This is a genomic window from Streptomyces sp. CC53, assembly GCF_001865245.1.
GTDB lineage: Bacteria > Actinomycetota > Actinomycetes > Streptomycetales > Streptomycetaceae > Streptomyces.
This window is the reverse complement of sequence record NZ_MKXB01000189.1, coordinates 103459-130331: the sequence shown is the minus strand read 5'-3', so window position 1 is coordinate 130331 and position 26873 is coordinate 103459. Positions and strand designations below refer to the sequence as shown.

Annotated in this window: 30 protein-coding genes and 1 pseudogene; 16 read left to right on the top strand and 15 right to left on the bottom strand. The window is 69.1% G+C overall.

Annotation, left to right across the window (positions count from 1 at the left end):
- Nucleotide 1 precedes the first annotated feature (1 nt).
- Complete coding sequence (locus tag BJP40_RS24150; protein ID WP_071265310.1) at nucleotides 2-1144, top strand: acyl-CoA dehydrogenase family protein; 1143 nt, start codon at nucleotides 2-4, stop codon at nucleotides 1142-1144.
- 83 nt (nucleotides 1145-1227) lie between these two features.
- Nucleotides 1228-1830, top strand: coding sequence for a helix-turn-helix domain-containing protein (locus tag BJP40_RS24145; protein ID WP_071282319.1), 603 nt, complete (start codon nucleotides 1228-1230; stop codon nucleotides 1828-1830).
- Between the two features lie 50 nt (nucleotides 1831-1880).
- Here the strand turns inward: BJP40_RS24145 and BJP40_RS24140 are convergent, their stop codons facing one another.
- A complete protein-coding gene (locus BJP40_RS24140; protein ID WP_319020068.1) occupies nucleotides 1881-2915 on the bottom strand; it encodes an FAD-dependent oxidoreductase in 1035 nt (344 codons plus the stop codon).
- 353 nt (nucleotides 2916-3268) lie between these two features.
- Here BJP40_RS24140 and BJP40_RS24135 point away from each other — a divergent pair, with 353 nt between their 5' ends.
- The 7 genes from BJP40_RS24135 (at nucleotide 3269) to BJP40_RS24105 (ending at nucleotide 10110) form a co-directional block, all read left to right on the top strand.
- Complete coding sequence (locus tag BJP40_RS24135; RefSeq protein ID WP_107416848.1) at nucleotides 3269-3952, top strand: DUF4190 domain-containing protein; 684 nt, start codon at nucleotides 3269-3271, stop codon at nucleotides 3950-3952.
- Nucleotides 3953-4504: 552 nt separating this feature from the next.
- A complete protein-coding gene (locus tag BJP40_RS24130; RefSeq protein ID WP_071282315.1) occupies nucleotides 4505-4789 on the top strand; it encodes a DUF1540 domain-containing protein in 285 nt (94 codons plus the stop codon).
- A 1357-nt stretch (nucleotides 4790-6146) separates the two neighbouring features.
- Nucleotides 6147-7535 carry an MBL fold metallo-hydrolase gene (locus tag BJP40_RS24125; RefSeq protein WP_071282313.1) on the top strand — a complete coding sequence of 463 codons (1389 nt, stop codon included), beginning with the start codon at nucleotides 6147-6149 and terminating at the stop codon, nucleotides 7533-7535.
- Nucleotides 7536-7800: 265 nt separating this feature from the next.
- The gene (locus tag BJP40_RS24120) at nucleotides 7801-8385 is read left to right on the top strand and encodes a rhodanese-like domain-containing protein (RefSeq protein ID WP_071282312.1); all 585 of its coding nucleotides are present in this window, start codon (nucleotides 7801-7803) and stop codon (nucleotides 8383-8385) included.
- The gene (locus BJP40_RS24115) at nucleotides 8382-9278 is read left to right on the top strand and encodes a sulfite exporter TauE/SafE family protein (protein WP_071282310.1); all 897 of its coding nucleotides are present in this window, start codon (nucleotides 8382-8384) and stop codon (nucleotides 9276-9278) included. The genes BJP40_RS24120 and BJP40_RS24115 overlap by 4 nt, the downstream gene beginning before the upstream one ends.
- 84 nt (nucleotides 9279-9362) lie before the next feature.
- Complete coding sequence (trxA, locus tag BJP40_RS24110) at nucleotides 9363-9728, top strand: thioredoxin (protein WP_071282308.1); 366 nt, start codon at nucleotides 9363-9365, stop codon at nucleotides 9726-9728.
- A gap of 94 nt (nucleotides 9729-9822) precedes the next feature.
- Nucleotides 9823-10110 carry a metal-sensitive transcriptional regulator gene (locus BJP40_RS24105; protein ID WP_071265535.1) on the top strand — a complete coding sequence of 96 codons (288 nt, stop codon included), beginning with the start codon at nucleotides 9823-9825 and terminating at the stop codon, nucleotides 10108-10110.
- 337 nt (nucleotides 10111-10447) lie between these two features.
- Here BJP40_RS24105 and BJP40_RS24100 read toward each other — a convergent pair.
- Nucleotides 10448-11722: pseudogene (locus tag BJP40_RS24100) on the bottom strand (MFS transporter); the annotation flags it as partial.
- Nucleotides 11723-11820: 98 nt separating this feature from the next.
- Here BJP40_RS24100 and BJP40_RS24095 point away from each other — a divergent pair.
- A complete protein-coding gene (locus tag BJP40_RS24095; protein ID WP_071282306.1) occupies nucleotides 11821-12840 on the top strand; it encodes a tyrosine-type recombinase/integrase in 1020 nt (339 codons plus the stop codon).
- A gap of 2 nt (nucleotides 12841-12842) precedes the next feature.
- Here BJP40_RS24095 and BJP40_RS24090 read toward each other — a convergent pair whose 3' ends face one another.
- The gene (locus BJP40_RS24090) at nucleotides 12843-13250 is read right to left on the bottom strand and encodes a hypothetical protein (RefSeq protein ID WP_071282304.1); all 408 of its coding nucleotides are present in this window, start codon (nucleotides 13248-13250) and stop codon (nucleotides 12843-12845) included.
- Nucleotides 13251-13510: 260 nt separating this feature from the next.
- Between BJP40_RS24090 and BJP40_RS32255 the strand changes: the two genes are divergently transcribed.
- From BJP40_RS32255 to BJP40_RS24070, 6 genes are all read left to right on the top strand, one after another.
- Complete coding sequence (locus BJP40_RS32255) at nucleotides 13511-14149, top strand: helix-turn-helix transcriptional regulator (protein WP_177204472.1); 639 nt, start codon at nucleotides 13511-13513, stop codon at nucleotides 14147-14149.
- 151 nt (nucleotides 14150-14300) lie between these two features.
- Nucleotides 14301-14543, top strand: a complete 243-nt coding sequence (locus BJP40_RS24085) for a hypothetical protein (protein WP_143066020.1) — start codon at nucleotides 14301-14303, stop codon at nucleotides 14541-14543.
- Nucleotides 14540-14992, top strand: coding sequence for a hypothetical protein (locus BJP40_RS24080; RefSeq protein ID WP_079171415.1), 453 nt, complete (start codon nucleotides 14540-14542; stop codon nucleotides 14990-14992). The genes BJP40_RS24085 and BJP40_RS24080 overlap by 4 nt, the downstream gene beginning before the upstream one ends.
- A 168-nt stretch (nucleotides 14993-15160) precedes the next feature.
- Nucleotides 15161-16363 (top strand): helix-turn-helix domain-containing protein, encoded by a 1203-nt coding sequence (locus BJP40_RS24075; RefSeq protein ID WP_071282302.1) that lies wholly within the window; start codon nucleotides 15161-15163, stop codon nucleotides 16361-16363.
- A 300-nt stretch (nucleotides 16364-16663) separates the two neighbouring features.
- The gene (locus tag BJP40_RS33765) at nucleotides 16664-16867 is read left to right on the top strand and encodes a hypothetical protein (RefSeq protein WP_143066019.1); all 204 of its coding nucleotides are present in this window, start codon (nucleotides 16664-16666) and stop codon (nucleotides 16865-16867) included.
- Between the two features lie 429 nt (nucleotides 16868-17296).
- Nucleotides 17297-17716, top strand: coding sequence for a hypothetical protein (locus BJP40_RS24070; RefSeq protein WP_071282301.1), 420 nt, complete (start codon nucleotides 17297-17299; stop codon nucleotides 17714-17716).
- A gap of 107 nt (nucleotides 17717-17823) precedes the next feature.
- On the opposite strand, the gene BJP40_RS24065 is transcribed toward BJP40_RS24070, so the two are convergent.
- The 12 genes from BJP40_RS24065 to BJP40_RS33760 all read right to left on the bottom strand — a co-directional run bounded on the left by BJP40_RS24065 (nucleotide 17824) and on the right by BJP40_RS33760 (nucleotide 26869).
- Nucleotides 17824-18039, bottom strand: a complete 216-nt coding sequence (locus tag BJP40_RS24065; protein WP_071282300.1) for a hypothetical protein — start codon at nucleotides 18037-18039, stop codon at nucleotides 17824-17826.
- A 10-nt stretch (nucleotides 18040-18049) separates the two neighbouring features.
- The gene (locus BJP40_RS32250) at nucleotides 18050-18439 is read right to left on the bottom strand and encodes a M23 family metallopeptidase (RefSeq protein WP_079171414.1); all 390 of its coding nucleotides are present in this window, start codon (nucleotides 18437-18439) and stop codon (nucleotides 18050-18052) included.
- A gap of 6 nt (nucleotides 18440-18445) precedes the next feature.
- Nucleotides 18446-18808 carry a LysM domain-containing protein gene (locus tag BJP40_RS24060; RefSeq protein WP_071282299.1) on the bottom strand — a complete coding sequence of 121 codons (363 nt, stop codon included), beginning with the start codon at nucleotides 18806-18808 and terminating at the stop codon, nucleotides 18446-18448.
- 15 nt (nucleotides 18809-18823) lie between these two features.
- A complete protein-coding gene (locus BJP40_RS35015) occupies nucleotides 18824-19999 on the bottom strand; it encodes a LysM peptidoglycan-binding domain-containing protein (protein ID WP_218153236.1) in 1176 nt (391 codons plus the stop codon).
- 103 nt (nucleotides 20000-20102) lie between these two features.
- On the bottom strand, nucleotides 20103-20840 hold the full coding sequence (locus tag BJP40_RS24050) for a transglycosylase SLT domain-containing protein (protein WP_071282298.1): 738 nt from the start codon (nucleotides 20838-20840) through the stop codon (nucleotides 20103-20105).
- A complete protein-coding gene (locus BJP40_RS24045; RefSeq protein ID WP_143066018.1) occupies nucleotides 20840-22465 on the bottom strand; it encodes a peptidoglycan-binding protein in 1626 nt (541 codons plus the stop codon). Before BJP40_RS24045 ends, BJP40_RS24050 begins: the two co-directional genes overlap by 1 nt.
- Nucleotides 22466-22499: 34 nt before the next feature.
- Entirely contained in the window at nucleotides 22500-24461 is a 1962-nt protein-coding gene (locus BJP40_RS24040) for a LysM peptidoglycan-binding domain-containing protein (RefSeq protein WP_256220817.1), read from the bottom strand.
- A 6-nt stretch (nucleotides 24462-24467) separates the two neighbouring features.
- The gene (locus BJP40_RS24035; RefSeq protein WP_071282292.1) at nucleotides 24468-24662 is read right to left on the bottom strand and encodes a hypothetical protein; all 195 of its coding nucleotides are present in this window, start codon (nucleotides 24660-24662) and stop codon (nucleotides 24468-24470) included.
- A gap of 13 nt (nucleotides 24663-24675) precedes the next feature.
- Nucleotides 24676-25227: a hypothetical protein gene (locus BJP40_RS24030; protein WP_071282290.1), complete on the bottom strand. Its 552-nt coding sequence runs from the start codon at nucleotides 25225-25227 to the stop codon at nucleotides 24676-24678.
- A gap of 12 nt (nucleotides 25228-25239) precedes the next feature.
- A complete protein-coding gene (locus tag BJP40_RS24025; RefSeq protein WP_071282288.1) occupies nucleotides 25240-25776 on the bottom strand; it encodes a hypothetical protein in 537 nt (178 codons plus the stop codon).
- Nucleotides 25776-26309 carry a hypothetical protein gene (locus BJP40_RS24020; protein ID WP_071282286.1) on the bottom strand — a complete coding sequence of 178 codons (534 nt, stop codon included), beginning with the start codon at nucleotides 26307-26309 and terminating at the stop codon, nucleotides 25776-25778. Before BJP40_RS24020 ends, BJP40_RS24025 begins: the two co-directional genes overlap by 1 nt.
- 8 nt (nucleotides 26310-26317) lie before the next feature.
- Nucleotides 26318-26869 carry a hypothetical protein gene (locus tag BJP40_RS33760; protein WP_143066017.1) on the bottom strand — a complete coding sequence of 184 codons (552 nt, stop codon included), beginning with the start codon at nucleotides 26867-26869 and terminating at the stop codon, nucleotides 26318-26320.
- Nucleotides 26870-26873: the final 4 nt, after the last annotated feature.

Below are 26873 nucleotides of genomic sequence, written 5' to 3'. Positions count from 1 at the left end.
CGTGGCACGCGGACGGTACGGGCCGGAGCACGAGCAGTTCCGCGAGGTGTGCCGGGAGTTCCTGGCCCGGGAGGTCGTCCCGCACCACGCCCGGTGGGAGCGGGAGGGCATCGTCAGCCGGGAGGTGTGGCGCAGGGCGGGGGCGGCCGGGCTGCTCGGCATCGGTGTGGATCCGGCGTACGGCGGGGGCGGTGAGCCCGACTTCCGCTACCCGGCGGTGTTCGCGCAGGAGGTCATGTGGGCGCGGGCGACGGCGCCCGGGTTCGTGGCGCACAACGACGTCCTCGCCACGTACCTGGCGGCCCGCACCACGGAGGAGCAGCGCAAGCGCTGGCTGCCGGGGCTGTGCGCCGGCGAACTGGTGGCCGCGATCGCGATGAGCGAGCCCGACGCGGGCTCCGACGTGTCGGAGATCCGCACGACCGCGGTGCGCGACGGCGACGGGTACGTCCTGAACGGCCAGAAGACGTTCGTCACCAACGGTGAGAACGCCGACGTGGTCGTCGTCGCGGCCAGGACGTCGGGCGACCGCGGCGGCCGGGGCATCAGCCTGCTCGTGGTGGAGCGCGGGGCGCCGGGGTTCACCCGGGGCCGGCGGATGGAGAAGCTGGGCTGGCACGCCAGCGACACCTGCGAGCTGTTCTTCGACGACTGCCGGGTCCCCGCCGGCAACCTGCTCGGCAAGGAGGACGCCGGGCTCGCGTACATGATGGCCGGGCTGCCGCGGGAGCGGCTGAGCATCGCCGCGGTGGCGGTGGCGGCGGCCGAGCGGATGCTCGCGGACACCCTGGAGTACGCGCGTACCCGTGAGGCGTTCGGCCGGACCATCGGCAGCTTCCAGCACAACCGGTTCCAGCTCGCGACGATGGACACCGAGCTCTCCGTCGCCCAGGTGTTCCTGGACCACTGCATCGGGCAGTTCAACGCCGGGCGCCTGTCGGTGACGGACGCCGCGAAGGTGAAGTGGTGGACGACGGAGCTCCAGGTGGACATCGCCCACCGCTGTCTGCAACTCCACGGCGGCTACGGCTACCTGAAGGAGAGCCCGATCTCCCGCGAGTGGGCGAACAGCCGGGTGCAGACGATCTACGGCGGGACGACGGAGGTGATGAAGGAGCTCATCGGCCGCTCGCTCGGCCTGTGAACGACCAGCCCGCCACACCCCGGTTTTCGCCAAATCAGCACGTTTCGTTGCCACTTGCGTGGTTGTGCGGCTCTAATGGCGGCATGGAGCACTCTCCGGCCATCGCCCAGGTACTGACCGAGGTGGGCCCCCGGCTCAAGCGGCTGCGCACCGCCCGCGGTGTCACCCTGGCGGCGCTGTCGGAGGCCACCGGCATCTCGAAGAGCACGCTGTCCCGCCTGGAGGCGGGGCAGCGCCGCCCCAGCCTGGAGCTGCTGCTGCCCATCGCGCAGGCCCATCAGGTGCCCCTCGACGAACTCGTCGGCGCTCCGGAGGTGGGCGATCCGCGCGTCCGGTTGAGGCCGCACCGGGTGAACGGGGGCACGGTGCTGCCGCTGACCCGCCAGCCGGGGCCCCTGCAGACGTACAAGATGATCCTGCCCGCCCACCGGAAGAACCCGGACCTGTGCACCCACGAGGGCTACGAGTGGATGTACGTGCTGTCCGGGCGGCTGCGGGTGATCCTCGCCGAGCACGACCTGGTGCTGGGGCCCGGCGAGGTCGCCGAGTTCGACACGCGGCTGCCGCACTGGTTCGGCTCCACCGGGGAGGGCCCGGTGGAGATCCTCAGCCTCTTCGGGCGCCAGGGCGAGCGGATGCACGTGCGTGCCCGCCCCGGGCGCACGGCGCCCGCCTCCGGGAGCTGAACCGGAGGAGGGCGCGTGCGGGCGCCCGCACGGGGCGGGCGCGGGAACCGCTACGGGGCGGGCGCGAGGGCCGGTTCGACGCCACCGGCGCGGTACCGGGCGAGGTCCCGTTCGCTCTCCTCGTCGACGAGGTCGTGGTTGAGGGCGAAGGCGGCGGCCGCGCCCATGCCCGCCGCGGTGACGGCCTGGGCCCGCGAGTCGACCGCGTTGCCGACCGCCCACAGCCCCGGCCGGCTCGTCCGCCCGGCCCGGTCGGTGACGAGCCAGCCCCGCTCGTCCTTCTCGCACCCGAGCCCGTCGAAGGCGGCGTCGTTGGGCGTCATCACCGGGAACAGGAACACCGCGGCGCAGGGCACCTCCCGCCCGTCGGCCAACTCCACCGCGTGCAGGGCGCCGTCGCGGGTCGCCAGGCCCGCGACGGGCCCCTCCACGACGCGGATGCCCCGCGCCGCCAGCCGCTCCCGCTCCTCTTGCGCGAGTCCCTGCCCGTGGTCCACGTAGGTGACGTCCGCTGACCACTGGCGGATCAGCAGCGCCTGCCCGGCGGAGAACGGGTGCACCCCGAGCACCACGAGCGGCCTGTCCCGCACCTCGTAGCCGTGGCAGTACGGGCAGAAGAGCACGTCGCCGCCCCACAGCGCCCGCAGTCCGGGGATGTCGGGCAGGTGGTCGCGCAGCCCGGTGGCGAGGACGACGTGGCGGGCGTCCAGCACCGCCCCGCCGTCCAGCCGCACGTGGTAGCCGCCCTCGGGAGCCGCCTCGACCTGGTCCACCCGGCCGTCGACGAGGACCGCCCCGTACCGCTCGACCTCGGCGCGCCCGATCTCCAGCACGGCCAGCGGGGACGCCCCGTCCCGGGACAGGAAGCTGTGCATGTGCGGCGAGGGGGCGTTCCTCGGCTGTCCCGCGTCGACCACGGCGACGCGGCGCCGGGCCCGCGCCAGGACGAGCGCGGCGTTGAGCCCGCCCGCCCCGCCGCCTATCACGACGACGTCGTACGACGTTCCCTCGTGCGTACCGCCGTCCGTACCGGTGCCCATGCCGTCCCCCGTGCCGTCGTGTGTGTCGTTGTGCGTGTCGCTCACGGCGATCACCTCCGCCGCCAGCGTGGGTCGCCACCGGGGGCCGGGCAATTTTTGTTGCCGTTTCCGGAACACGGGTGCGGTGCCCGGGGGTCGGGGGCACCGCCCGCCGGGGCGGCTGTCCGGGCGCGCGTCGGGCCCGACCACTCGTTTGCGGCAGTGAAGGCAGTACGGTTCCCGCCCGCCCGGCACGGGCGGGCCGCGTCCGCGCCGGGCCGGCCGGTTGGCGGCGGGCGCCGCGCGGCGGGTGGTTGCCGTGCGTAATCGACTTGCACCCCATTGGACACGTGTTCTAGGTTGCCCCGGCATCCACATGTGGTGATCACGCCACACTCATGCCCAGGGGGGGCTCTTCCTTGTCGCACGTTCCCACCCAGCCCGTTCATCCCGACTACGCGGCCCCGCAGCCGCCCAAGGGCAACGGACTGGCCATCGCCGGCCTGGTGCTCGGCATCCTGGCGCTCGTCGTCAGCTTCATCCCCATCGTCAACGTGGTCGTGTGGCCGCTGGCGATCCTGGGCCTGGTCTTCGGCGGCGTGGGGCTCGCCAAGTCGAAGAAGGCCGGCAAGGGCAAGGGCGCGTCGATCACCGCCCTGGTCACCTCGATCCTCTCGATCGTGCTGTTCTTCGTCATGAACGCGGTGTTCTTCAAGGCCGTCGACGAGGTCGTCAAGGAGACGCAGAAGGAGCTCGACCAGTCGTACGACTCCGCGACCGTCGGCGACGACGCGAAGGACAACCCGGTCCTGAAGGACTTCCGCATCTCCAAGTGCGACATCGTCACGGGTGACCTCGGCAAGGAACTGGCCCTGCACGTCGACTACACCAACAACGGCGACCGCCGCTACTCGTACCTCCTGCAGGGCGAGGTCCTCGCCGACGGCAAGAAGATCAGCGACTTCATGTCCACGGCCGACAACCTGGCGCCGAAGCAGACCTTCACCGACAAGGAGGCGGGCATCCTCGTGAGCACCGAGAAGCTCGACACCGCCAAGAAGGTGGAGTGCAAGGTCGTCACGGCCCACCGCAACGACTTCTGACCCGCCCTGCCCGAACGACGCCCCGGCCGCGCCCTGCGGCCGGGGCGTCGCGCGTTCCACGAACGGCGTCCCGGAGGCGGGGACCACACGCCGCCGCGCCCGCGCCCGGCATGGGCCGCCCCCGGCACCGCCCTTCGGCTCGGGGCGGTTTCCCGTCCCGGGGGGTGCCGGCCCGGGTGCGGGCGCGGGCCCCCGAGGACGCCGCCGCATGGGTCAGGGGGCGCTACCACCGGCGTGCCGTCGAAGTGCCCTGGCAGCGGGGGTTCGTCCGCCGGGTGCGGGCCGCGCTCGCGGCCGAACGGCAGGAGCCGTAGCAGGCGCCGGCAGCGGGGAGCCGCGTCGCACCGGCACCGGGGGCTCCTCACACGCCACGGCGGCGGAAGGAACGTCCGGCGGGGACCGGCAGGGACGTCCTTGAGGGTGCTCCGTTCCAGCGGATGCCCGCACCCGGTCGGCCCGTCGCCGCCGACGCGCGGCCCGAGGAGCCCATGCTCGGGCCTTGCGCCCGCACCTCGGACGCCTCGACGGCCACCCCGCACAAGGAGGACCCACATGGACATGCCCGTGATCAGCGAGTGCTCGGTCGACGACTGCGCCTACAACCGTGAGCAGGCCTGCCACGCTCTGGCCATCACCGTGGGAGACACCCACAAGGCGCACTGCGACACGTTCTTCACCTCCGCCAGCAAGGGCGGGGACCCGGACACCACCGGTCGGGTCGGCGCCTGCAAGGTGGCGAACTGCCGCCACAACGCCCGGTACGAATGCCAGGCCCCCGGCATCACGGTGGGGTACGTGCAGCACGAGGTCGACTGCCTCACCTTCGAGCCCGCCTGAGCCGACCCCGACGGCTCCGGCCGACGCTGCGCCCGCATCGGCCGGGGCCCTCCGGGTACCCCACGTAGACCCGCCTGCCGTCCACCGACCCGGGCGGCGCCACCGCGCCGGACGGCAGGGCCTACCCGTTGCGGCACCCGGGGAAGCCCTGGGGGCCGTCCTGCACTGCCCGCGCGGGTGAGCCGTCAGCCCGGCCACTCGCCGCCCCTCGCCGCGCCGGCCGCCCGAAGCCCGAGCACCCGCGCCGCCCCGCCCCCGACCCCGCGTCCTCCCCGCCCGCCGAACGGACCGGCCGGCCCGTCGGCCACCTGCACGGCAGCCCGGCCGCCCGGGGCCACGACCGCCCGATCTCCGGCGGTACGGCGGCACTCGCCGGCGCCCCTCGCCCCCCGGCCCGCACGAGCCGGGGGGCGAGCTCCCTTCCGGGGACGCGGCGGCCGTCGCTCCGGCCCCGCAGGCGGCGCGCCACCACGGCAGCCGCACCGTGCCGGTCCGTACCGCCGGGGCCACGCCGGCAACCACCACGCGTCCGACGCTCCGCCGGTCGGCGCCGCGTGCCGCGACACGCCCGGTGAGGCGGTGGCCGCGGCTCCGCCCGCCCGCCGCGCGGTGCGGTGCGGTGCGGTGCGGTGCGGTGCGGTGCGGCAGAGCGTGCCACCCCCCGCGCGGCCGGACCGTACGGGACAGGTACCGGCGAATCCGGGACCGAGCGGGCGGGGACCAACCGGCACGGGCCGGGGCGACCCTCCGGCACCCCTTTCGCCCTGGAGCCCGGCCCCACCGCCGCCCGCTCGACCGTCGCCGCCGGAAGCGGCGCGCGCCTCCGCACCGCCCGTTCCCCTCCTCCCCCCCACCCTCACAGATACCCCGTGGGGTATTTGACACAGGCGCCCCCACCCCCTACCGTCAAAGACACATACCCGGGGGGGTATCCGAGAGGACAGCCCCATGACCTGCGAAGAACAGCCGCGAGGCTTCGCCGCACCACGGGCCGCACCGCCCGGACGCCCCCCGCAAGGGCCCAGGTGGCACACCCGCCGCGACGGTCCGGCCGCATGCGGTTCACCGCGGCGACCACACCGGGCGGCGCGGCGATCCACCGAGCCGCTGCGGCCCGCTCGACGCTGACCGACGGCCACGGCGGCCTGCGGCCCCGAGCGGACCCGCCGCAGGCCCGGGACACCCCCCGTCGGCCGCACCCCGCGGCCGGCACCGCGCAGACCGCCCCCAGGCGGGCCCGCCTCCCACCAGGCGACCTGACGCCGCACCGCCCGACCCGGCCACCGGACCCGGGCGACATCCACCCTCTCCTATACCCCCCGGGGTACAGGAGCCGACCCGTCACGGAGGTCTTCCCGTGTACTTCGCCCAGTACTACCTCGACTGCCTCTCCCAGGCGTCGTACATGATCGCCGACGAGACCACGGGCAAGGCCGTGGTCGTCGACCCCCGCCGCGACGTCACCGAGTACCTGGCCGACGCCGAGGCGCACGGCTTCACGGTCGTCGGCGTCATCAACACCCACTTCCACGCCGACTTCGTCGCCGGCCACCTGGAGATGGCCGCCCGCACCGGCGCCTGGATCGGGTACGGCCGCCGCGCCGAGACCGAGTACCCCATCCGCAAGCTCGCGGACGGCGAGACGCTCAGCCTCGGCGAGGTCACCCTGGAGGTCATGGAGACGCCCGGGCACACCCCCGAGTCGATCAGCGTCCTGGTGTACGAGCACGGCGACGACCCGGTGCCCTACGGAGTGCTGACCGGTGACGCCCTGTTCATCGGCGACGTGGGCCGACCCGACCTGCTGGCCTCCGCCGGGGTGACCGCCGAGGAACTCGGCGCGATGCTCCACGACAGCGTGCAGGGCAAGCTCATGGGCCTGCCCGACGAGGTGCGGGTCTTCCCCGCGCACGGCGCCGGGTCCGCCTGCGGCAAGAACCTGTCCACCGAGAAGCAGTCGACCATCGGTGAGCAGCGCGCCACCAACTACGCCTGCACGCCGATGAGCCGGGACGACTTCGTCGCCCTGGTCACCGCAGGGCAGGCGGCGGCGCCCGGGTACTTCTCCTACGACGCCGACCTCAACCGCCGCGAGCGGGAGCTGTTCGACCCGGCGGTCGCGCCGCGCCCGCTCGGCACCGAGGAGTTCGGCGCGCGCCGGTCGGCCGGGGCCGTGGTCGTCGACGCCCGCGACCCGCAGGAGTTCGCCGCCGGGCACCTGCGCGGCTCGGTCAACGTGCCGGCGGACGGCCGGTTCGCCGAACAGGCCGGCACCGTCCTCAGTCCGGACGCGGAGCTGCTGGTCGTCGCACCGCAGAACCGCGAGGAGGAGATCGTCACCCGCCTGGCCAGGATCGGCTTCGACCGGGTCGCGGGCTACCTGCGCTCCCCCGACGACGCCCTGGCCGCCCTGGCCGGGGAGGTCGCCCCGGCGAGCCGCCTGACCGCCGCGCAGGTGCGCGCCGCGCTGGAGCACGAGGAGGCGCCGGTCGTGGTCGACGTCCGCACCTGCGGCGAGCGCGGCGAGCACGGCTTCATCGAGGGCGCCCTGCACATCCCGCTGGGCGAACTGCCGCGCCGCATGGACGAGATCCCCGCCGACCGGCCGGTCGTGGTCCACTGCGCGGGCGGCCACCGCTCCTCCATCGCCGCCAGCCTGCTGCGTCACCACGGCTTCGGGGACGTCTCCGACGTGCTGGGCGGCTACGCCGCCTGGGCGCTGCTGAACGCCCCCGTCACCGTCTGAGCGTCCGGCGCGGTGCTGGCCCGCGGCCCCGCGCCGGGCCGTCACACCCGGCGGCCCGCAGGCACCCCCACGGGGCCGCCCCGGCGAACACCGCCCGGCCTCACGGGAGGCACCCACCGGGTGCCCCGGGGGCCCCGCAGGCACCCCACCGTGCCCCGCCGGGCACCACCCGGCCGCACGAAGGCACCCCGCCGGGCACCACCCGGCGACCGCCACCCGGCCCCCACCCCGCACACCCCCTCTCCCCCACGCCCAAGGAGCCTTCATGACCACCGACGCCTCCCGCGCCGCCGGGCTCGGCCCCGCCGCCCTGCAGAAGCTGATCGACGACGGACGCGCCCCCCGCCTGCTGGACGTCCGCACGTCCGGCGAGTTCCAGACCGGCCACATCCCCGGCGCCTACAACGTGCCCCTGGACACCCTGCGGGAACACCGCGCCGAGCTGCGCGCCCACCTCGACGAGGACGTCGTCCTGATCTGCCGCTCCGGCGCCCGTGCGGCCCAGGCGGAGCAGGTGCTCGCCGAGGCGGGCCTGCCGAACCTGCGGGTCCTCGACGGCGGGATGACCGCCTGGGAGGCCGCAGGGGCGCCCGTGAACCGGGGCCCGGAGCGCTGGGACATGGAACGGCAGGTCCGCCTCATCGCCGGATCCGTCGTCCTGCTCACCGGTCTCGTCGGCGTGTTCGTGCCCGGGGCACACCTCATCGGCACCGCCATCGGCGCCGGGCTGACCTTCGCCGCCCTCAGCAACACCTGCGCCATGGGCATGCTGCTGGCCAAGCTCCCCTACAACCGGGGCCCGCGGACCGACATCCGCACCGTCGTCGCCTCCCTGCGGGACCGGTCGTGATCACCCTCGTCCTGGCCGCCTCCGTCGTCATAGGGATCAGCCTCGGCGTCCTCGGCGGCGGCGGCTCGATCCTCACCGTCCCGATCCTCGTCTACCTCGCCGGGCAGGACAGCAAGGAAGCCATCGCCACGTCCCTGTTCGTCGTCGGGGTGACCAGCCTCGTCGGGCTCGTGCAGCACGCGCGCGCGGGCCGGGTCCGCTGGCGCACCGGGCTCGTCTTCGGCGCGGTCAGCATGGTCGGCGCCTACGGCGGCGGGCGCCTCGCCGAGTACGTCCCCGGCACGGTCCTGCTCATCGCGTTCGCGCTGATGATGCTGGCCACCGCCGCCGCGATGCTGCGCCGGCCCCGCAAGCCCGCCGCGCACGCCCCCGCCGGGCACGACGTCCCGATGAAGCTCATCGTGCTGGAGGGGATCGCCGTCGGCGCGGTCACGGGTCTGGTCGGCGCAGGAGGCGGCTTCCTCGTGGTCCCCGCGCTCGCCCTGCTCGGCGGCCTGCCGATGGGAGTCGCCGTCGGCACCTCGCTGCTGGTCATCGCGATGAAGTCGTTCTCGGGGCTGGCCGGCCACCTCGCGGGCGTCCAGATCGACTGGGGCCTGGCGCTGGCCGTCACCGGCGTGGCGGTCGTCGGCAGCCTGGTCGGCAGCCGTCTCGCCGGACGCATCCCCCAGGACACCCTGCGCAAGGCGTTCGGCTGGTTCATCGTGGTGATGGGCGTCTTCGTCCTCAGCCGGCAGCTCGACCCCGCGGTCTGGGCCAGCCCGCTGACCTGGACCGGCGTCGGCCTCGCCGTGACGGCGGCCGTGGTCGCGGGGACGGTGCGGGGCCGCCGCAGGCGTCCCGGTGCCGAAGGGCCCCCGGCGGCCTCCCCCGCACCGCGCACCCACCCGTGACGGCCGGCCCCCGGCGGGAACAAACCCCGCCGGGGGCCGGTTGAACCGCATATACCCCTCCGGGTATACGAAAGGAGAGCGACCATGCCGACCCTCGACCTGACCAAGGAAACCTTCGACGACGTCGTCACCGGCTCGGAGATCGTGCTGATCGACTTCTGGGCCGCCTGGTGCGGACCCTGCCGGGTCTTCGGCCCCGTCTTCGAGAAGGCCGCCGAACGCCACCCCGACATCGTCTTCGGCAAGGTCGACACCGAAGCGCAGCCGGAACTCGCCGCCGCCTTCGGGATCTCCTCCATCCCCACGCTGATGGCCGTGCGCGACCGGACCGTCCTGTACGCCCAGCCGGGCGCACTGCCGCCGCAGGCTTTGGAGGAGCTCATCGGCAAGGTGCGGGCCGTCGACATGGACGCGGTGCGGCGCGAGGCCGCAGCGACCGCACGGAACTGACCGGCGCCGGCGGGCGGCGCTGCCCCGGTACGGCCGTCGACACCCTCCCAAAAGGGACGTACAGTACCCCTAGGGGTATACCGAGGAGTGGATCGTGGAAGTCGAGCTCGTAGGAGCGGACCTGAAGGCCGTGCTGAACCGTCTGCGCCGCGCGCAGGGCCAGATCTCCGGCGTGATCCGGATGATCGAGGAGGGGCGTGACTGCGAAGACGTGGTGACCCAGCTCGCCGCCGCGTCACGGGCCCTCGACCGGGCCGGGTTCGCGATCATCGCCACCGGCCTGGAGCAGTGCGTGACCGACATCGAGTCGGGACGCAAGAACGGCGAGGGCAGCGAAGAGATGCGCGCCCGCCTGGAGAAGCTGTTCCTGTCCCTCGCCTGACGGCACTCCCTGCCGGCGGCGGGGCCGGGATCCGGGTCCGGCCCCCGCAGCCCGCTCCGGCGGGGCGCACCCAGCCACCGGAGAGCAGCGCAGCCGGCCCGGTCACAGCCTGACCGGGCCGCCGTCCGCGCGACACCGGCGAAGCGCTGCACGACCACGTCCACGTGGGGCCGTGCAGCGCTTCGCCGGTTCCGAGAGCCTCCTCACGCGCTGACGTACGCGCACGGATCGGCAGCGAGTACGCCGCCCGCCCGGCGCCGTCAGCACGACCGGCCCCGGTCCGCCTGCACGTCGGGGGGCGGCGCGGCGAACCGGGCGGCTCACCGGTGCGGCGGCGTCAGGAGACGACCGCGGGCGGGGCGGCCCGCTCCTCGTCCCGGGACCGCGCCAGGTCACGCCCACGGGTCTCCCGGGCGACCGCCACCGTGACCGTGGTGACCACGGCGGCCGCGCAGAGGTAGACGCTGACCGGCGTGGACGAGCCGAAGTCCTTGAGGAGTTCCACGGCGATGATCGGCGCGAGGGCACCCGCGACGATGGACGCGAGCTGCGACCCCATGGAGGCGCCGGAGTAGCGGACCTTGGTGTCGAACATCTCGGAGATGAAGGCCGCCTGCGGCCCGTACATCGCGCCATGCAGCAGCAGCCCGACGGTCACGGCCAGGGTGATCACGGGAAACGACGTGGAGTCCACGAGGCCGAAGAAGAGGAACGCCCAGACGGCCATGCCGACGGAACCGATCAAGGTGACCGGGCGGCGGCCGATGCGGTCGGACAGCGCTCCCCACAGGGGGATGGTGACGAAGTGGACGGCCGAACCGATCAGGACCGCGTTCAGGGCGGTGCTCTTCGCCAACTCCAGGTGGACGGTGACGTACACCAGCAGGAAGGACGTGAGGATGTAGTACGAGATGTTCTCACCGAAGCGGGTGCCGATGGCGGACAGGACCTCGCGCCAGCTCCGCCGGAACACCTCGACGACCGGCGCCCTCTCCTTCACGCCGCGGGCGGCCTCCGCCTCCGCCTTGGCCTGGGCGGCGAGGAACACGGGCGACTCGGACACCGACACGCGGATCCACAGGCCGATCACCACGAGGACGCCGGAGAGCAGGAACGGGATGCGCCAGCCCCAGGACTGGAAGGCGGCCTCCGACTGGAACGCGGCCAGCAGCGCCAGCACACCGGTGGCGAGCAGGTTCCCGCCGGGCGCGCCGGCCTGCGGCCAGGACGCCCAGAACCCGCGGTGCTTGTCGCCGCCGTGCTCGGAGACGATGAGGACGGCCCCGCCCCACTCCCCGCCCAGCGCGAAGCCCTGGATCAGGCGCAGGATCGTCAGCAGGATGGGGGCGCCGACACCGATGGTCCCGTACGTGGGCAGCAGGCCCATGGCGAAGGTCGCGCCGCCCATCATCAGCAGGCTGGCCACCAGCAGCTTCTTGCGCCCGACCTTGTCCCCGAAGTGGCCGAAGACGATGCCGCCGAGAGGCCGCGCGGCAAACCCGATGGCATAGGTGACGAAGGCGATCAGGGTGCCCACGAGCGGGTCGGCGGTGGGGAAGAACAGCGTGTTGAACACGAGGGCGGCAGCCGAGCCGTAGAGGAAGAAGTCGTATTCTACCTAGTCGGTAGGCATATGTCCTCTTTGGGGTCTATAATGAATAAGCAGGGCTTTTGCACCGGTGGTGCTGCCCTCAAAGGAGCTATGTCGTCGTGGGTACCGATCACCCGTCCCTACATGAAGCCGTCGTCAGGTTCACGCAGGCCCAGCAGGCGCACGGCGTGCCAGCCGGCACGATCAAGCAGTATCGCCTGGTCAACAACCGCCTGGCCGGCCGATTCCAGGGACGACAGGTTGCAGGGATCAGGGAATCCGATCTGGCCGACTTCCTGTACGGGGATGGCGGGATCCTCGTGGGCCGAGGCCCGAAGACCGGCACGTCGTACCGCTCGGCGATCAACGCCTTGTTCCGCTACGCCAAGCACAAGGGATGGATCCGGCAGGAACTGCGATGCCCGAAGTCACCTTTTAGGGAGCGCGGCGCACCGCACGAGATAGCTCCTACTCGCCTCCAGGAGGATGAACTGGGGCTCTTGATCGAAAAGGCGGAGCATCCAATACTCCGCTGCATGATCGCTGTTGCAGCATCGACCGCCCTTCGGATTTCCGACATACGAAAGATCAAACTTAGTGACATAGACCTGCAAACAGGTGACCTATACGTGTGGGTCCTCAAGACCGGCCGCTTCGACGCCCTGCCCTTGACCCTCGACCTTGAAGAAGAGATTCGGCGCTACCTGGCGTGGTACACAAAAGACAGCGCCATCCCAACGGCGGAACGGATCTACCTGTTTCCAGGCTGGTCGCGCAGGAACGCCGCGGGTACCGGGTACGTGTACTACGTACCCGACCCGACGAAGCACTGTTCATACATGTGGGCGACCGAACGCCTCAAGGCCCTCCTGGTTTCCTGCGGCATCCACCTTGAAGCCGGTGAGGCGTGGCATGCGATTCGCCGATCTGTGGCACGGATCTACTTCGATCGCCTCCGCGACGAGGTCTCGCATGATCACGCACTGAGAGAAACGATGGTATTCCTCGGCCACAAGAACCAAGAAACCACGGAACGCTACCTCGGCCTTCAGGCCGAAGTTGCAGCTCGCAACACTCGGCTACGCGGTCAGAGATTTCTGACTCGCTCGGCAGCCGGGGCCGTGCGGGCAATCCGATGACCTCAGTCCCGATTGTGCTGGGTGTTGTAGCGGGGGCGTTCTCTGCTGATCGCCACTCGCTCAAGATGCAGAAGTTCAGCCCGGGTGGCTATCGGTTCCACCGTTATATGGTGAACCTCCGGCCACCAGATCTTCGTCCGGACGTGTTCCCGTTCACGCTCTCTGCCGCGGTCGGTGATCCCGACATAGAGAAGGGTGTCGTCGGCCGCCCAGAGGCGGTACAGCCACCGCCCCTTCAGGTGTGACACGGTGCGAGGGGGGAACTTCACGGCGCGCTGCATGCGTCGCACCTCGGACATGATCATGCGAGCCTCGCGGATTCGGCCCTGCTTTGTGAGAGAGTCCGCCGTCGCCAGGGCCTTGAACACCTTGCCGCCGAGCGTGACGTCTGCGCCTCTATTGCCGTCCATGTGCGTCTCACCTCCACGTGCCTCCGACCGGATTCGAACCGACCAAGTCTGGCGCCCGAGTGCGCCTATCGGAGGCGGTAAAGCAGACCGTGCCAAGGTGGCCTAGACCTATGACCGCATGCCTGTGCAGTGGCGGCGCCCGAAGCTTTCGAAGACTGCTGGGAGACCCTTTTCGGGCTCCCGGGGCCGGCTCCCGAACCCCGGGCCACTTTGCCCGATTCGTCGGTTTTGCCTGCCTGTCTTCAGGTATACGCCGCTGTGTGCATGAACACAAGCGAATCATCAAGATTCTTTCCTGCTGGCAGACAAGCTGCCCGATCAGCAGCCCGCAGCGCACGCAAGCACCCCCTGCCACACGGGAGCTATCAGTGCAAAACCGGCGTAGCCTGGACAAGCGCACAGGGGTAGCTCTGGACAGCCGCTACAAACCAGAAAGGTTGATCATGGACTTCGCAGAGTGGCTGGATAAGCGCATGAAGGCGCGGGGTTACACGCCGCGAGACCTCGCAGAAGCCTCTGGCATTGGAGACTTCAACATCAGTCGTTGGCGGAACGGGAAGTCGCCCGCACACCCCAAGTTCTGGCACGCCCTCGCTGAAGCCCTGGACGTTGAGCCACTAGAGATCGCCATACGATGCGGCGCTCTCACCGAAGAGGAGGCGAACGCCAAGCTCCCCGAAACACCGACCATTGATCCACTTGTGGAGCGCTTCGCCTCGGCAGTCCAAGACATCGACCAACTCCCCGTCGAAGACCGCGAACGTATGCGGACTCTCGCCTGGAACAGCCTGGAGTTCTTGGTCGGCTCCGTCGAGCTGTCACATCCCGGTCTATTCCGGCGCATCATGGGCCGCAGCAACGAAACTGATAACGAAACAGATAGCAACCGGTCTTGGTAGGAGGCGCGTTACGCTTGAACCACTAACCAGGCACCAACGTCCAAGGAGTGTCACTGTGAACATTCGGATGTGGCGCTCCCGAGTCAGCTACCTCGCTATATCCGTCGCCCTATGGGTAAGCGTTTGGCCGCTGCGGGAGCAACCTGTAGCCATGCGGATCGTCTTGGGGATGGCCGTCCTGTCGAACGTGCTCTTCATGTTCGCCACCTTCGCCGTTCCCGTCGAAGACGCCTTCCGACGCGGCCAGGCCATCGGAAAATCAATCGGATACCAAGCCGGCTACCGCGATGGCTTCGAAGAGGCCAGCGCAATGAACAAGTCCACAGCACACCTAGCCGGGGCCGACGCCATCAACCTCGGCAGCAGCCCCAACGACAGGGAGGCGATCACATGAAGCACCCACGAACCGTCATCGCTACCGGAACCGCCATCGCCGCCCTCCTGTCCACGGCGGCCTGCACCGCCACCAGCGGAGGGAGTACCACGCCGCCGGCCGAGGAGACCACGCCGCCGCCGGCAACCACAGCACCAGCCGACCCGGCAGCCGAGGAAGAGACCCGGGAGCGTAAGGATCTTGTCAGCTTCACCATCGACGACCGGTCCGACTTCGGGATCAAGAACATCTGGATCACATGGACGATCACGAACAACAGCTCGGAGAAGTCCAACTACCGATGGGACTGGGAAGCCGTGACACCGGACGGAACCCGCATGGCGAACTCCACCCAGTTCGTCACCGACGTCCTCCCCGGCCAGACCACGAAGGGAGACTTCCCCACCACCCTGGACACCGCGGACGTCAAGCTGAACGTCACCGACTTCGACCGCACTAAGTCCCCGTGAACAAGGGAAACGAGCCTGCGGAAGCCCCCTCTCAGGGAAAGTGAGAGGGGGCTTCCGTTTGCGCCCCGGTCCGTGTACTGCGGGCCGTCACCGGAGCGACACCCGGCACAATATCAGGGCTGGTCTGGCAGTGCCGAGCCAACCGCATCGCCGCCTACCCTGGCTTGCATGAGCGCCACGATTGGTAGCCGGCTGCGCGACATGCGCAAGCTGCGAGGGCTTACACAGGCAGAGTTGGCACGCCTGACCAAGGAGACACACGACTGCAAGCCGGTGTCGATCGCCACCATCCGGCTCCTTGAACAGGAACGTGCCGGGGAGACCCGGGCCGAGACGCTCCACAGCCTGGCCAGGGTTCTCCGTGTCCCGACCACGAAGCTCCTCGGAGACGAAGGAGACCGCGAGACCGCCCACCAGCCCACGGCGGACCAGTGGAATGCCGTCCGCAAAGCCCTGGAGCACCCGCCCAGGTTGGCCGATGGCTTGGAGCAGCCGCCGACCGTGGACGGAGTGACCGCCGCCCTCCAGGACGTCGAGCCCCTCTTCAAGAGACTGGACCTCGACGCGCTGTCCAGGATCATGCCGAGCATCGTCAGGGACGCGGACGCCCTGGGGCCGGAAGGCCGGGCCGTCCGCGTCCGCGTCCTGCAACTCACCGGCTGGCTGCTCACCCAGACACGCCAGTTCGAGGTGGCAGACCTCGCCATCGACCGGGCTATGGACGACGCCATCGACCGCCTGGAGATTTCGGTCAGCATCAACAACCGGTGCTGGCTACTGCTGCGTCAAGGGAAGCTGGGGCAGGCGCGCGATCTGGCGATCCACTGGGCCGACGAGATGGAACCCCGGCGTGTTACCCGCGCGACGCCCGACGAGCTCTGCGCTTGGGGATGGATGCTGCTGCGTGTCTCGAACGCGTCTGTGCGCGACAACCGGCCCGGAGAGGCCGAGGACGCCATGCGCTTCGCCCATGTGGCGGCTGAGCTGCTCGGCCGCGAGTGCAAGCCGGCGTCCGAGATCACGCGCACGTATGGGCCGACCACTGTTTTGATGAAGCGCGCGGAGAACGCGTCGATTCAGCAGCGGCCGGACAAGGTGCTGGAGCTGGCCAAGCAGGTGGTTTCTCATACCGGGGTTCGGCCTTCGCGCAGCAACAGGAACCGGCATCAGCTCGACGTCGCGCACGCTCATGTCGCCATGCGGCAGTACGGCGAAGCCGTGGGCAAGCTGATGGAGATCCACCAGACCGCCCCCCAGTGGCTACCGAACCAGCGATACGCCAGGGACGTCGTCACCCGACTCCTGGACCGCCGTCGAACCTTGACACCCGAGATGCGGCTACTGGCCCAGGCGGTGAGAGTTCCCGTCTGAGAAACTAGTAGTCCACCAGGCCCCGACGTCAAACTACCAATGACGTCGGGGCTGTTGGTCTTCTACGGTCTTCGTCATGACGACGAGCGAGGGCGCCGCCGGAGCGTCCGTGACAAGACAACGAAACTTGGAGCCCGTTGGAGTGGACGGTTGCGGCGTCTGCGAATCCCTCCGGAACAGTCGCGAAATCGCCCGTGACGCCGGCGACGCCGGGGCCGTGGCGATGTGCAACCACGAGCTCGACAACCATCGGCACGGCGGTCGGTGGGGAGCGGCAGCGTGAGGAGCGTCTTCCGTTTCGTGGACTACGGCATCGGCACACACCCGCAAAGCGAACGAACCATGAGCGCTCGCTGCCTGGCTCCTGAGTGCCGGTGGCTTCTGGCAGCAACAGCCGACCTCAAAGCCGGTGACGAGGCGTGCATGACCCATACCGCCCACACCAAGGACCACGACAAGTTCGAACGCGTGTGGTGCGAGGTGTCAGAGGTCCGCCCCGTCTGACCAGTGTGCTGCCCCTTGTAGTTCAGTCAGGCAGAACGTCGAAACGGCCGTTGCACCCGACTCCGCCCTGGGGTCGAGCTCATCACCCATAGGGTGCACCGACCACGGAAGCCCCGGTTCGAGTCCGGGCAAGGGGACTGCCGGGACATCCCGGCTTGGCAAGTGCACTACCGGTCCGGGGGAAGTCCCCAGCCGGGACCCTTTGAGAGAGGCAGAAGCCCATGAACCTCAAGGAAGCACTGCGCAAGACGTCCACCCTGATGGGCGGCGACGAGGACGACGGGAAGGGCGGCAACCCGTCAGGCGGCTGCGGCGACGGCGACGGCTGCGGACGCAAGTAGCACGGTAGGCTCCGCTCACACGTGAGACCAGGGGCGGCTCTTCGCTCGACGAGGGGCCGCCCCTGCCGGTTGAAGAAGGTTGGGGTGCATGGCAGTTCACCACCACGGATACGTGTGGGTCGGCTCCGGATCCGAGTACGGCAACGACTCGCAGAGACGCCCGCTGGGCACAGGATTCGGGTCGACCTCTGTGGCTCCCATCGAGCCTGCTAACTGGCTCCTCAAGCCAAGGAAGATGATCAAGGGCACGTTCAAGGACACGGGCCCGGCTCTGGAGTGGTACTCGGCAACTGTTCGGCAGCACCTCGACCGCTTCGACGAGAAGCACATCAAGGAACCCGGTGTGCTCGACTCCCGGCTGGCCGCGGCCCGCGAAGCCCTGGAGATGGAACGCGACGTCGTCGGCGGCTGGTGGGGGAACGGCGGCTCCACCTTCTACGCCATCCACCTCATTGCCTGCCCGAACTTCTGGAGGCCCGAGCATCCCTGCCCAGAAGGGCTCCGGTAGCGGACCCGAACGCAAAAAAGGCCCCCACCCCGACCGCCGGAGCGGAGGGGGTGGGGGCACAGTTTTGCCGGGCGCTACCCGGCGCGAGACCGGGGATCACCTCCAGGTCAGGCGTCGCCCTTGCGGAGGAACGCGGGGAGAAGGGAGTCGACGAGCGGCAGCGCCATCAGGCGCGTCACCGCGGCCGACACACCGAGAACGACGGCAACACCGGGCACCGTCTCATCGATGCCGGCAGCGTCCAGCAGGAGCGGCATACCGGCCGCCACAGCGACAGCGTTCTGGAAGACCGTACGCACGGTCCTCCGTGTGGAATCCTTCATCGTTTCTCCTTCACCAAGAGGGCCTGCGGACGTTGCCGTAGCCACCGCCACGCGGACGATCTTCAAAATGCAGATGCGGGCCCGTAACCCTGCCAGTGGCACCCACCGCGCCAAGCCTCTGGCCGGCCTTGACCCTCTGGCCAGTGCGGACGCTCCGGGCGGACAAGTGGCAGTAGACGTAATCGCGGCCGTTGTCGGCACGCAGCCCTATCCACTGGCCGTACGCCCCTCCGCCGCTGTTCGACCAGGCGATGACGCCATCGCGAACGGCGACCACCGGGGTGCCGGTAGGGGCGGCGTAGTCGTGGCCAGTGTGGAAGCCAGCCGCGTAGCGGGCGTTACGCACCCCGTACGGGTAGGTGACCTTGTAGCCGGGCACGGGGGAAGACGCGCGTCCCATGCCCGATCACCGCAAGGGCAGCTTGACAACCTGCCCGGGGTGAATCAGGTCAGGGTTGTCGATCTGGTTGTACCGCGCAACGTCGCGCAGGGAAGCCCCGTACGGGCCAGCGTCATGGCATCCCGGGCATCCCGCCGCACGCTTCGCGACATACGCCTCGTGAATGCCCGTGAGGGTGTCGCCCTCGACAACCGTGTACTCGCAGTAGGGCAGCTTGAGCACCTGCCCGGGGTGGATCAGGTCCCGGTTGTCGAGCTCGTTGTCCACCGCCATGTCGCGCCACGACACCCCGTACATGGCGCCGATCTCTACGAGGTTCTCACCCGAGGAGACCACGTGCGTGGCCCGCCGGAACTTGCCTTCAGACATGACTCGCCTTCCTGTTCACGGGCGCCACACCTTGAAATCGGCTACGTAGAAGTCGATCGTGTTGACGCTCGACAGCGGTTCGGGATGCCAGGGGTTCGCGGCCGAGACAATCGACAGGTTCACAATCGGCCAGGCTCGCCAGTAGCTCGGTAGCCCGTTGGCGGTGAAGACGTGCTGGCCGTCGATGCGCCAGACGACGCCGTCCGTGCCGAAATCCACGCGCATGTCGATCCAGCGTCCGGGCTGCACCACCTGACTGTTCCGGTAGTAGTGGCCGCCGCCGCTGACCCGGTTGCTGAGCTCCAGCAGATCCGGATTGTTCGGGTGGTACTCGAACATGTCGACTTCGCCGTGCCCCGGCTGCACCCCGCCATACCCGGGAGGGTTGTCGCGGCCCCACGTCCAATACGCGGGCCACGCTCCCCGCTCAGCGGGAAGCTTCAGCTTGGCGGTCATGGTGTCGCCGGGCCGGATCTCGAACCCGCCGCCGCCCGGGACGTACTCGGTCGTCGCCAGCGGCGTATCCCAGGCGTCCGGCCCCCTCCTGGTCGCACGGAAGCGCCACACCAGCCTGCCCAGGTCCGCGTCGTGGACGAGGCTGGGAGCGTTGGTCGGATGGATGTAATCAGCTTTGTTGTCGCCGTAGTTGGTCTGTCCGGGTCCGCCGCCGGGGTAGGCGGAGCTGCGGCCGATGTTCCACTTGCCGCCGTCCAGGAAGTTGTCCCCGGAGAAGACGACCATCTTGCCCGGAACCGTAGTCGTGTCCCCGCCCGGCTCAGGATCGGGTTCGGGGTCCGGCGGTGGAGGATCCGGGTCAGGCTCGGGGTCGGGTGCCGGTTGGCTGTCGGGGATGACGAGGACTTGACCCGGGTAGATCGTGTACGGCTCCTCGATGCCGTTCGTGGCGGCGATGTCCTCCCACGGCACGCCGAGCTGCTGGCCGATCCCCCACAGCGTGTCGCCGCGCTGCACCACATAGGTGCCCTCCGCGGGCGGCGGTGGCGGCACCACGAGCTGCTGCGAGGGAAGGTTGTGCCAGACGCCGCCCAGGCGGTAGAAGCCGAACACCGTATACGTGCCGTTCGGCAACGGGGTGCGGGGGTCCGATATGTAGATGTAGCCGTCGGGGCCGACGTTGACGCTCGACACGTTCCCCGGGTAGTCGAGGTTCTGCCCGGTGCTGCTACGCACGGCGACGCCCACCGTCTGGGCTTTGAAGTAGGTGTCCGAATGAAGGTGAAGCACCGCCCGGCCTGCCGGGTCGCAGTGCAGATGCAGAACCGTTACTGCCACTTCAGGAGCCTCCGTAGAAGTGCATCTCATCGGCGTCAACGTGGTCACAGGTCGCCTTGAACTCCAGCGACGGCGGCACCTTGTAGCCCAGCCGCGAGAGCGTGTCGAGGTTCGCGTAGCCGGTCGCCGGCCACGATCCGCCGGGCCCGGAGGCCATCCACCGGTTCAGGAAGGCCACGGACTCCTCGTCCATCACACCCCGCCGGTCGGGGTAGCTCAGGACTCGGTAGTCGGGGAACATCGCGGCCAGGGCGCGCTGCAAGACGTACACCGAATGGCCGCGGCCTCCCGGGTAGATGTGTGCGGCGTTGACCGTCGGATGCCATGCCGGCGCTTCGATCGGTGGCTCGACCGCCTCGCCGGAGCGCAGCCGGTGTACGGCCTCCTCCGCCCGCTCTAGGCGGCCCTTGTTGCGGTAGCCGCCCTTGGTGTAGGCGCCCCACGGCTTCCAGTTCCGGCCGCCCGAGGACAGGCGCGCCATGGCCTTGGCGTTGACCACCGGATCGAAGAGGGCTTCGTTCGACGAGATGCCGTACTGGGCGCGGCGAGCAGGGCCCATCCGTCCCCGCATGTTGATCTGCCAGAGCCCGAAACTGTGGTCGCCTCCGTGCCCGTTGTAGGCGCGAGGCTGACCGGAGGATTCGCCCAGGCAGATCGCCACGGCCGTGGCCAGCTCCTCGTCCGGGATGCCGGCCTCGGCCGCCAGGAGGGCGATCTGCACATCCCGGATCGCGGTCATCAGTCCGGGCTCACGTGTGTGCCGTACCGCTTCGTCCAGTCCGGGTAGGGATCCGGGTCCGGGTCAGGCCCGCGGCCGGCCAAGCCGTTGCGGTCCTGGAAGCCCTGCGTGACCTGGCCACGAGCGGAGGACGACAGCTCCCGGTCACCGATCGCCACCGCGTGGATGTGGTAGGAGAAGCCCTGCGCCGGAGTGCGCACCCAGGCGAAGAAGCCTGCCTTGCGCAGCGCCAGAGCAACCGCACTGCTGGACGACGGGATATCTACGACACCGCCGCCGTCATGCGTGCCGGCAGAAGCCGAGACGCCTCGGTTGTAAGAGCCCTGCGTGAGGTAACTGAAGGTGGGGCCACCCTCCGCGCGGAGAATCGCGATGGCCCGGTCCAGCATGATCGCAGTGCGGCGGTTGACCGTCTTGCCGCCCCATGACACCCGCGTGTAGTCGTGCGTCGGCTCCGAAGCCGCACGCCAACCCGAAGGCGATGGGACGGGCGTCGGAGCGGGGGCGACCGGCGGGGTGCCGACGGGGTTGAGGCCGAGCCGGCGGGCCGTCTCGGGGCCGACCATGCCGTCAGCGTCGTCGCCGTCCCAGCCCTGGGCCTCCTGGAACGCACGCACCGCACCGCGGGTCATGTTGTAGTACCAGCCGTCGACGACACCCGGGTCGTAGCCCTTGTCCTTCAGCGCCTGCTGGACGATCTTGACGTCGTCGTTGCGGGCGTTGAAGGCGAGGTTCGCCAGGTTCACCGTCTTCGGCGACGGGGCCGGCGGCGGTGCCGGCGCCGGGGTGGGGACGCTGCCGCCCTCCACGCGCAGCCCGAGGCGGGCAACCGTTTCCAGGCCGACCATGCCGTCAGCGTCAGGACCGGTCCAGCCCTGGGCCTCCTGGAACCGCTGCACGGCCGCCTTGGTCATGTTGTAGTACCAGCCGTCGACCGGGCCCGCGTTGTACCCCTTGGCGTTCAACGCCTCCTGACGGACGCGGACGTCGTCGTTGCGGGCGTTGAAGGTCAGGTTGGAGAGGCGGACCACAGGCCGGTTGTCGGCGCCCGGTATCTCCAGGTCGCGGCCGGGGTGAATGATGTAGGGCGAGTCGATGTTGTTGGCTTCGGCGATGTCGCGCCAGTCGACCTCGAACCGCTCGCCGATTCCGTAGAGGGTGTCGCCGGGCTTGATCGTGTAGGTGGTCACGTTCTCTCCCCCTCCCGGAGGCAGCGGCGCCCCTTCGAGAAGCGAGGGGCGGAAGCCGTAGCGGAGCTCGTACATCGAGTGGAAAGCCCCGCGGGCCGTGGGGCCCATGCGAACCCGGCGGCCATCGGCGGCGGTTGCTTCGTAGTTGACGCCCAGCAGGGTGCCGCCGGTGTGGCCGATCCCATCGGCCGTGATGCCGATCATGAACGGGGCCTGGAGGTCGCGCTCCCAGCCGGCGAGCGGAAAACGGGCACCCGAGTGGAACGGGTGGGTGGTGAACCACCGCTTCGCGACACCGTCGCGGATCATCGTTGCGATGCCGGACATATAAGTCGAGCAGTCGAACGACGACCCGAACGACCCGAGCACATACGGCTTACCGACCTGGGCGCGCGCCCATGCTGCGGCCCGGTCCAGTTCTGCTTGCGTGGCCAATTCGAGCCTCCAGCTATTCAGTTGTCTTCGCGTGTCATGCCATGGAGGCGAACATCTGGGTCCACCAGTGCTGGCCGTCCGACGCCTGTACGTGGCCGACGCCCAGGTGCGTGAGGCCGGGGCTCATGATGTTGTCGCGGTGACCAGGCGAGTTCATCCACGCAGCGACCACGGCCTGCGGGGTGCGGTATCCGACAGCGATGTTCTCGGCCGCGGACCGGAAGCTGACGCCCTCCGCTCGAAGCGCTGCCGCCAGATCGCTGTGGACCAGGCCCAGGCCGTCGGACATGCGGGCGGAATGCTTCTCCGCGGCGCGGTCCAGTCGCGTATCAGCGGACAGCGGCCGGAGCCCGCCGGCCTGCCGCTCGACATTCGTGAGGCGCAGCACCTCACCCTCGAAGGACGGCGCCGGCGACGTCCCGATCCCCAGCCACTCGGTCAGCTTCTGGGCGCCCAGGCGGGACGCCTCGGCCTTCGACTCGATGGGCCGGACCTTCACGCCGGGGAACACCACGTACGTCACGCCGCTGCCGGTGCCGCCGACACGCGGGTCGCCGTTGATGCCGAGGGCGCGGGCACAGGCGTTGGACGCCTCGCCGATCCGGTACGTGGGTCCGAGGTCGCCGACGACCGCATACAAAAAGCGGTCCCGGTAAGCGACGACGCACAAATCCCCGCCGCCGATACCGTGCTGCCGGTAGTCCCAGGTCGACGACGCGAGCGGGATCACGATGAACGGCAGGTCCGCGGCGTCCAGGTGCCGGCCGTCGGACTGCTGCCAAGCGGTCTGCGGCTGGAACCACGGGTCGGTGGTGCTGTTGCAGATGGAGCCGGGCCGGCCGTCGCAGTCGATGGTCATGCCGGCGTGGAAGTAGACGGCGTCGCCCTTGCGGTACACAGACACCGGGTTGGCCATGCTGCTGTGCGAGTAGGTGCCGGATATGCGGGTGCCGCCGGTGGCCGCGGCCCGGATGCTGTCGGCCGACACCGCGCCCGAGCTCGGCGGAGGAACAGGGGGGTCCTCGCCGGTGACGGCGAAGCCCAGTCGTTCGCACACCGCGCGGTCGGCAAGCCCATCGGCGATCAGGCCCTCCGCTTCCTCGAAGGCCCTGATCGCGGCCCGGGTCATGTTGTAGTACCAGCCGTCGACGGGGCCGGGGTCGTGGCCGGCATCTGTGAGGGCCTGCTGGAGCAGGGCGACGTCGTCGTTGCGGGCGTTGAAGGTCAGGTTCGACAGGTTGATCTCGACGGGCTCAGGCTCGGGCTCAGGCTCGGGCTCGGGGGCAGGGTCGCCCTGGGTTCCGGGAATGTCGAGAACGTCTCCGGGGTGGATGACGTACGGCCCGACGATGCCGTTGGCTCGGGCGATGTGCTCCCACGGGATGCCGAAGCGCTTCCCGATCGCCCACAGGGTGTCGCCGGCGGCGACGGTGTACTGCACCGGCTCAGGAGGCAGTCCCGCGCCGTCGGGGAGCCGGAGCACCTGGCCGATGTTGATGGTGTACGGGTGGTGCAGGTTGTTCAGGCGGGCGATCTCCTGCCACTCGACACCGACCTTGAGGCCGATCTTGGTGAGGGTGTCGCCGGAGACGACGACATACGTGCCGGGGTCGGGCGGAAACTCGTCCTGGAGGTATGCCTTGTACTGACCGGTCCGGTAGGTCGTCCAGTCGTTGAACGTACCCCCGCCTGCGTTCTGGAAGATGTGCAGCGCCGACCGGCATGCGAAGTCGGGATTGCGGAGGCGGTCCTCGTCCCGGTACTGGCCGGTGCCCTTGTGGGCCCGCAGGGAGCGGATCTGGAAGAAGCCGTAGCTGTAGCCCCACGTGGAGTTGGCCAGCTCCTGGTCTCCGACGGCGTCGGCGTCGCAGAAGCCGGGCCTGCCTTCGGCCGGAGCCTCGACCATCGCGATAGCAGAAGCGATGCGGGCATCCGAGCGGGAGAAACCGACGTGGACACAGAGATCTTCTACCTGCTTTTGGGTGAAGAGGTTCACCGGCTCTCACTTTCCGAATATGGCCACAAGGGCGGAGATGACCGCCGCGACGACGGTGGGTGGAATGGCGTAGCGCCATCTTTCGAGCGTCCTGATGCGCTGTTCGTGGTCTTCGCCGCGACTCTGATTCAGTCGCACCAGCTCGTCCAGCCGGGCTTCGATACGGGCCAGTCGGGAGGCGACTTCCACCTCGTTGTTCATGGCCAACCTCCCGTTACAGCGGGAACACGATCATCACGCGGTCACGGAAGGTACTGGTCCCCGAACCGCTGGTCTTGTATTTGGCGGTGAAGGTGTTCTCGCCGGGAGTGAGGTCATTCATCATCGATACGGCTCCGCCGTGCCGCGTGAAGCCTGCCCCTCCGGAGGTGCGGAACTCGACGGCGCCTGTCGGAACGGAGCCTGTCGTGACTCTGTTTCGTCCCTCGATCTCGTACGCCATGGTTGACGCGATTCCGGGGGTATCGCTATTGGAGCCGCAGTAGAGGAAAACGATCGCCGACGGGCCTGTCTCTACGGTCACCTGCGGGCCCGGTGTGTTCAGGTCGGTGAACTGGAAGCTCTCGGTCGTTTCGGCCGCGGCCACCCGCGAAATGACCGGCTTGCGCTCAACGATCTGCGAAAGCGCCCTCGCGACCAGAAAGCTGCCCGGGGTTCTGGCTACAGCCGTTTCCGTGGCCATCAGGTTGTCACGCAGATACGTATTGAGCTGTGCGGCGGTGAGCACCTGACCGTCGACAAAGGTGGTCGGCGCGGTCCACGCCATCGCCTCCCCCTTTCAGAGCGCAAAAACCGCGATCATCCGATCCCCAAAGGTCCCGGTATCGGCGGTCACTCTGTACTTCGCGGTGAAGGTATTGGAGCCGGGAGTCAGGTCGGTGATCATGTCGAACGCGGAGAAGCGCTGCGATTGATTCGCGTTGCCTCGGTGCAGAATCGCGGTGGTGTCCAGCGCACTGCGGGACGTTGCCCCGGATATCGCGAAAGACATCATCGACCCCGAGTCCTCGACGGTGTTCCGCAACTGCGAGTAGATCAGCACAATCGCGCTGGACCCGGTCGTCACCGTGACCTCCGGCCCTGTCGTGGCCAGATCCACGTAGGAAGTGGAACTCGTGGACTCGCCGGCCGAGACGCGAGCTACCTCGGGCTTCCTCTCGGCGATCTGATTCAGGTCGCTCACCACGAAGTAAGAACCCTCGGTGGTGGCCTTGGCGGGAGCTGTCTCCAGCAGGTTGTCACGGAGGTGTGTGTTGAGTTCGGCGGCGGTGAGAACCTGCTCGGCGACCCATGTCTTCGGTGCAGTCCAAGCCATCAGAACGCCATAACCGTAATGCGGCGGTTCAGCCAGGTACCGGTGCCGCTGAATACTCGATACTTAGCCTGGAATGTGTTCGACCCGGCATTGAGCGTCGTCCAAAGGAACGCGTGGGACCCCTGGTAGTTAAGGGTTCCTTGCAGCCTGAGAGAGCGGTCGTCATTCGGGGAAATCGAAGTCGCCCCCGACACTTCATGACTCATGAAGCACGAGTTGTCCGACGTATTGTTGCTGAACTGCGCCGACACGATCACCAGCGCATGGGTGCCGGTGGTGAGCGTTACGGTCGGGCCGGACGTGGACAGGTTCGTGTACGACGTACTGGACGTCGACTGCGACGTCAGCACCTGGGCCTGATGGATCCTGCGCTCGACGATGGTGTTCGTGTCGCTGCTGGCGAAGAAACGACCACCCCCGGACGTGGCCTTCGCCGGAGCGGTCTCCAACAGGTTGTCGCGAACGTGCGTATTGAACTGGGCGGCGGTGAAGGCGGTATTTGCGACCGCCGTCATGGGCGCTGTCCAAGCCATGAGACCTCCTACAGCGGTATGACGACGATCTCGCGATTCCTGAACCGGAAAGGCCCAAGGCCACCGGTCCGATATTTCATGCGGAACGTATTCGACCCGGGATTCAGCTCGACTCGTCGCGCTACCGAATAGCGGCTGAAGTGATCCTTCTCCATCGCGTCATGAACGACCCGCCACTTGTCCGAGGCGGAGATCCTCGTCGACCCCGAGACCTCGAAGCTCGCCGAGCACTGCGTATTCGTGTTCCCCGCCATCTCGCAGGTCACGAAAACCAGCGCGCTCGCCCCGGTGACTGCCGTCACGAACGGACCAGCATTGCGGATCTCGACGTAGCTCGTCTGCTGTGTCGGGATCGAATCCTCTTCGGGTACGCGGTGCGAGACAACCTGCCTCTCAACAATCCGATTCGGAGCAGATGCCTGAAATATGGACCCCTCTTGCGTTGCGATGTTGGGAGCGCATTCGGCAAGATTGTCCCGTACTGACGCGTTGTACTCAGCGGCAGTCAGCAACTCTCCGGAAACCGCGGTGATGGGAGCAGACCAAGCCAACAGCTTCAACCTC

Bases quoted from the DNA above. Each gene is read 5' to 3' on its own strand.
- BJP40_RS24085 (WP_143066020.1), top strand. From the start codon at position 14,301: ATGCGGATCGTCTTGGGGATGGCCGTCCTGTCGAACGTGCTCTTCATG.
- BJP40_RS24120 (WP_071282312.1), top strand. From the start codon at position 7,801: ATGACCACCGACGCCTCCCGCGCCGCCGGGCTCGGCCCCGCCGCCCTG.
- BJP40_RS24030 (WP_071282290.1), bottom strand. From the start codon at position 25,227: ATGGCGTGGACCGCGCCGACCACCTTTGTCGACGGTCAGGTGCTCACC.
- BJP40_RS24070 (WP_071282301.1), top strand. From the start codon at position 17,297: ATGGCAGTTCACCACCACGGATACGTGTGGGTCGGCTCCGGATCCGAG.
- BJP40_RS24020 (WP_071282286.1), bottom strand. From the start codon at position 26,309: ATGGCTTGGACAGCGCCCATGACGGCGGTCGCAAATACCGCCTTCACC.
- BJP40_RS24075 (WP_071282302.1), top strand. From the start codon at position 15,161: ATGAGCGCCACGATTGGTAGCCGGCTGCGCGACATGCGCAAGCTGCGA.
- BJP40_RS24025 (WP_071282288.1), bottom strand. From the start codon at position 25,776: ATGGCTTGGACTGCACCGAAGACATGGGTCGCCGAGCAGGTTCTCACC.
- trxA (WP_071282308.1), top strand. From the start codon at position 9,363: ATGCCGACCCTCGACCTGACCAAGGAAACCTTCGACGACGTCGTCACC.
- BJP40_RS24090 (WP_071282304.1), bottom strand. From the start codon at position 13,250: ATGGACGGCAATAGAGGCGCAGACGTCACGCTCGGCGGCAAGGTGTTC.
- BJP40_RS24130 (WP_071282315.1), top strand. From the start codon at position 4,505: ATGGACATGCCCGTGATCAGCGAGTGCTCGGTCGACGACTGCGCCTAC.
- BJP40_RS24035 (WP_071282292.1), bottom strand. From the start codon at position 24,662: ATGAACAACGAGGTGGAAGTCGCCTCCCGACTGGCCCGTATCGAAGCC.
- BJP40_RS24060 (WP_071282299.1), bottom strand. From the start codon at position 18,808: ATGTCTGAAGGCAAGTTCCGGCGGGCCACGCACGTGGTCTCCTCGGGT.
- BJP40_RS24050 (WP_071282298.1), bottom strand. From the start codon at position 20,840: ATGACCGCGATCCGGGATGTGCAGATCGCCCTCCTGGCGGCCGAGGCC.
- BJP40_RS24080 (WP_079171415.1), top strand. From the start codon at position 14,540: ATGAAGCACCCACGAACCGTCATCGCTACCGGAACCGCCATCGCCGCC.
- BJP40_RS32250 (WP_079171414.1), bottom strand. From the start codon at position 18,439: ATGGGACGCGCGTCTTCCCCCGTGCCCGGCTACAAGGTCACCTACCCG.
- BJP40_RS24145 (WP_071282319.1), top strand. From the start codon at position 1,228: ATGGAGCACTCTCCGGCCATCGCCCAGGTACTGACCGAGGTGGGCCCC.
- BJP40_RS24065 (WP_071282300.1), bottom strand. From the start codon at position 18,039: ATGAAGGATTCCACACGGAGGACCGTGCGTACGGTCTTCCAGAACGCT.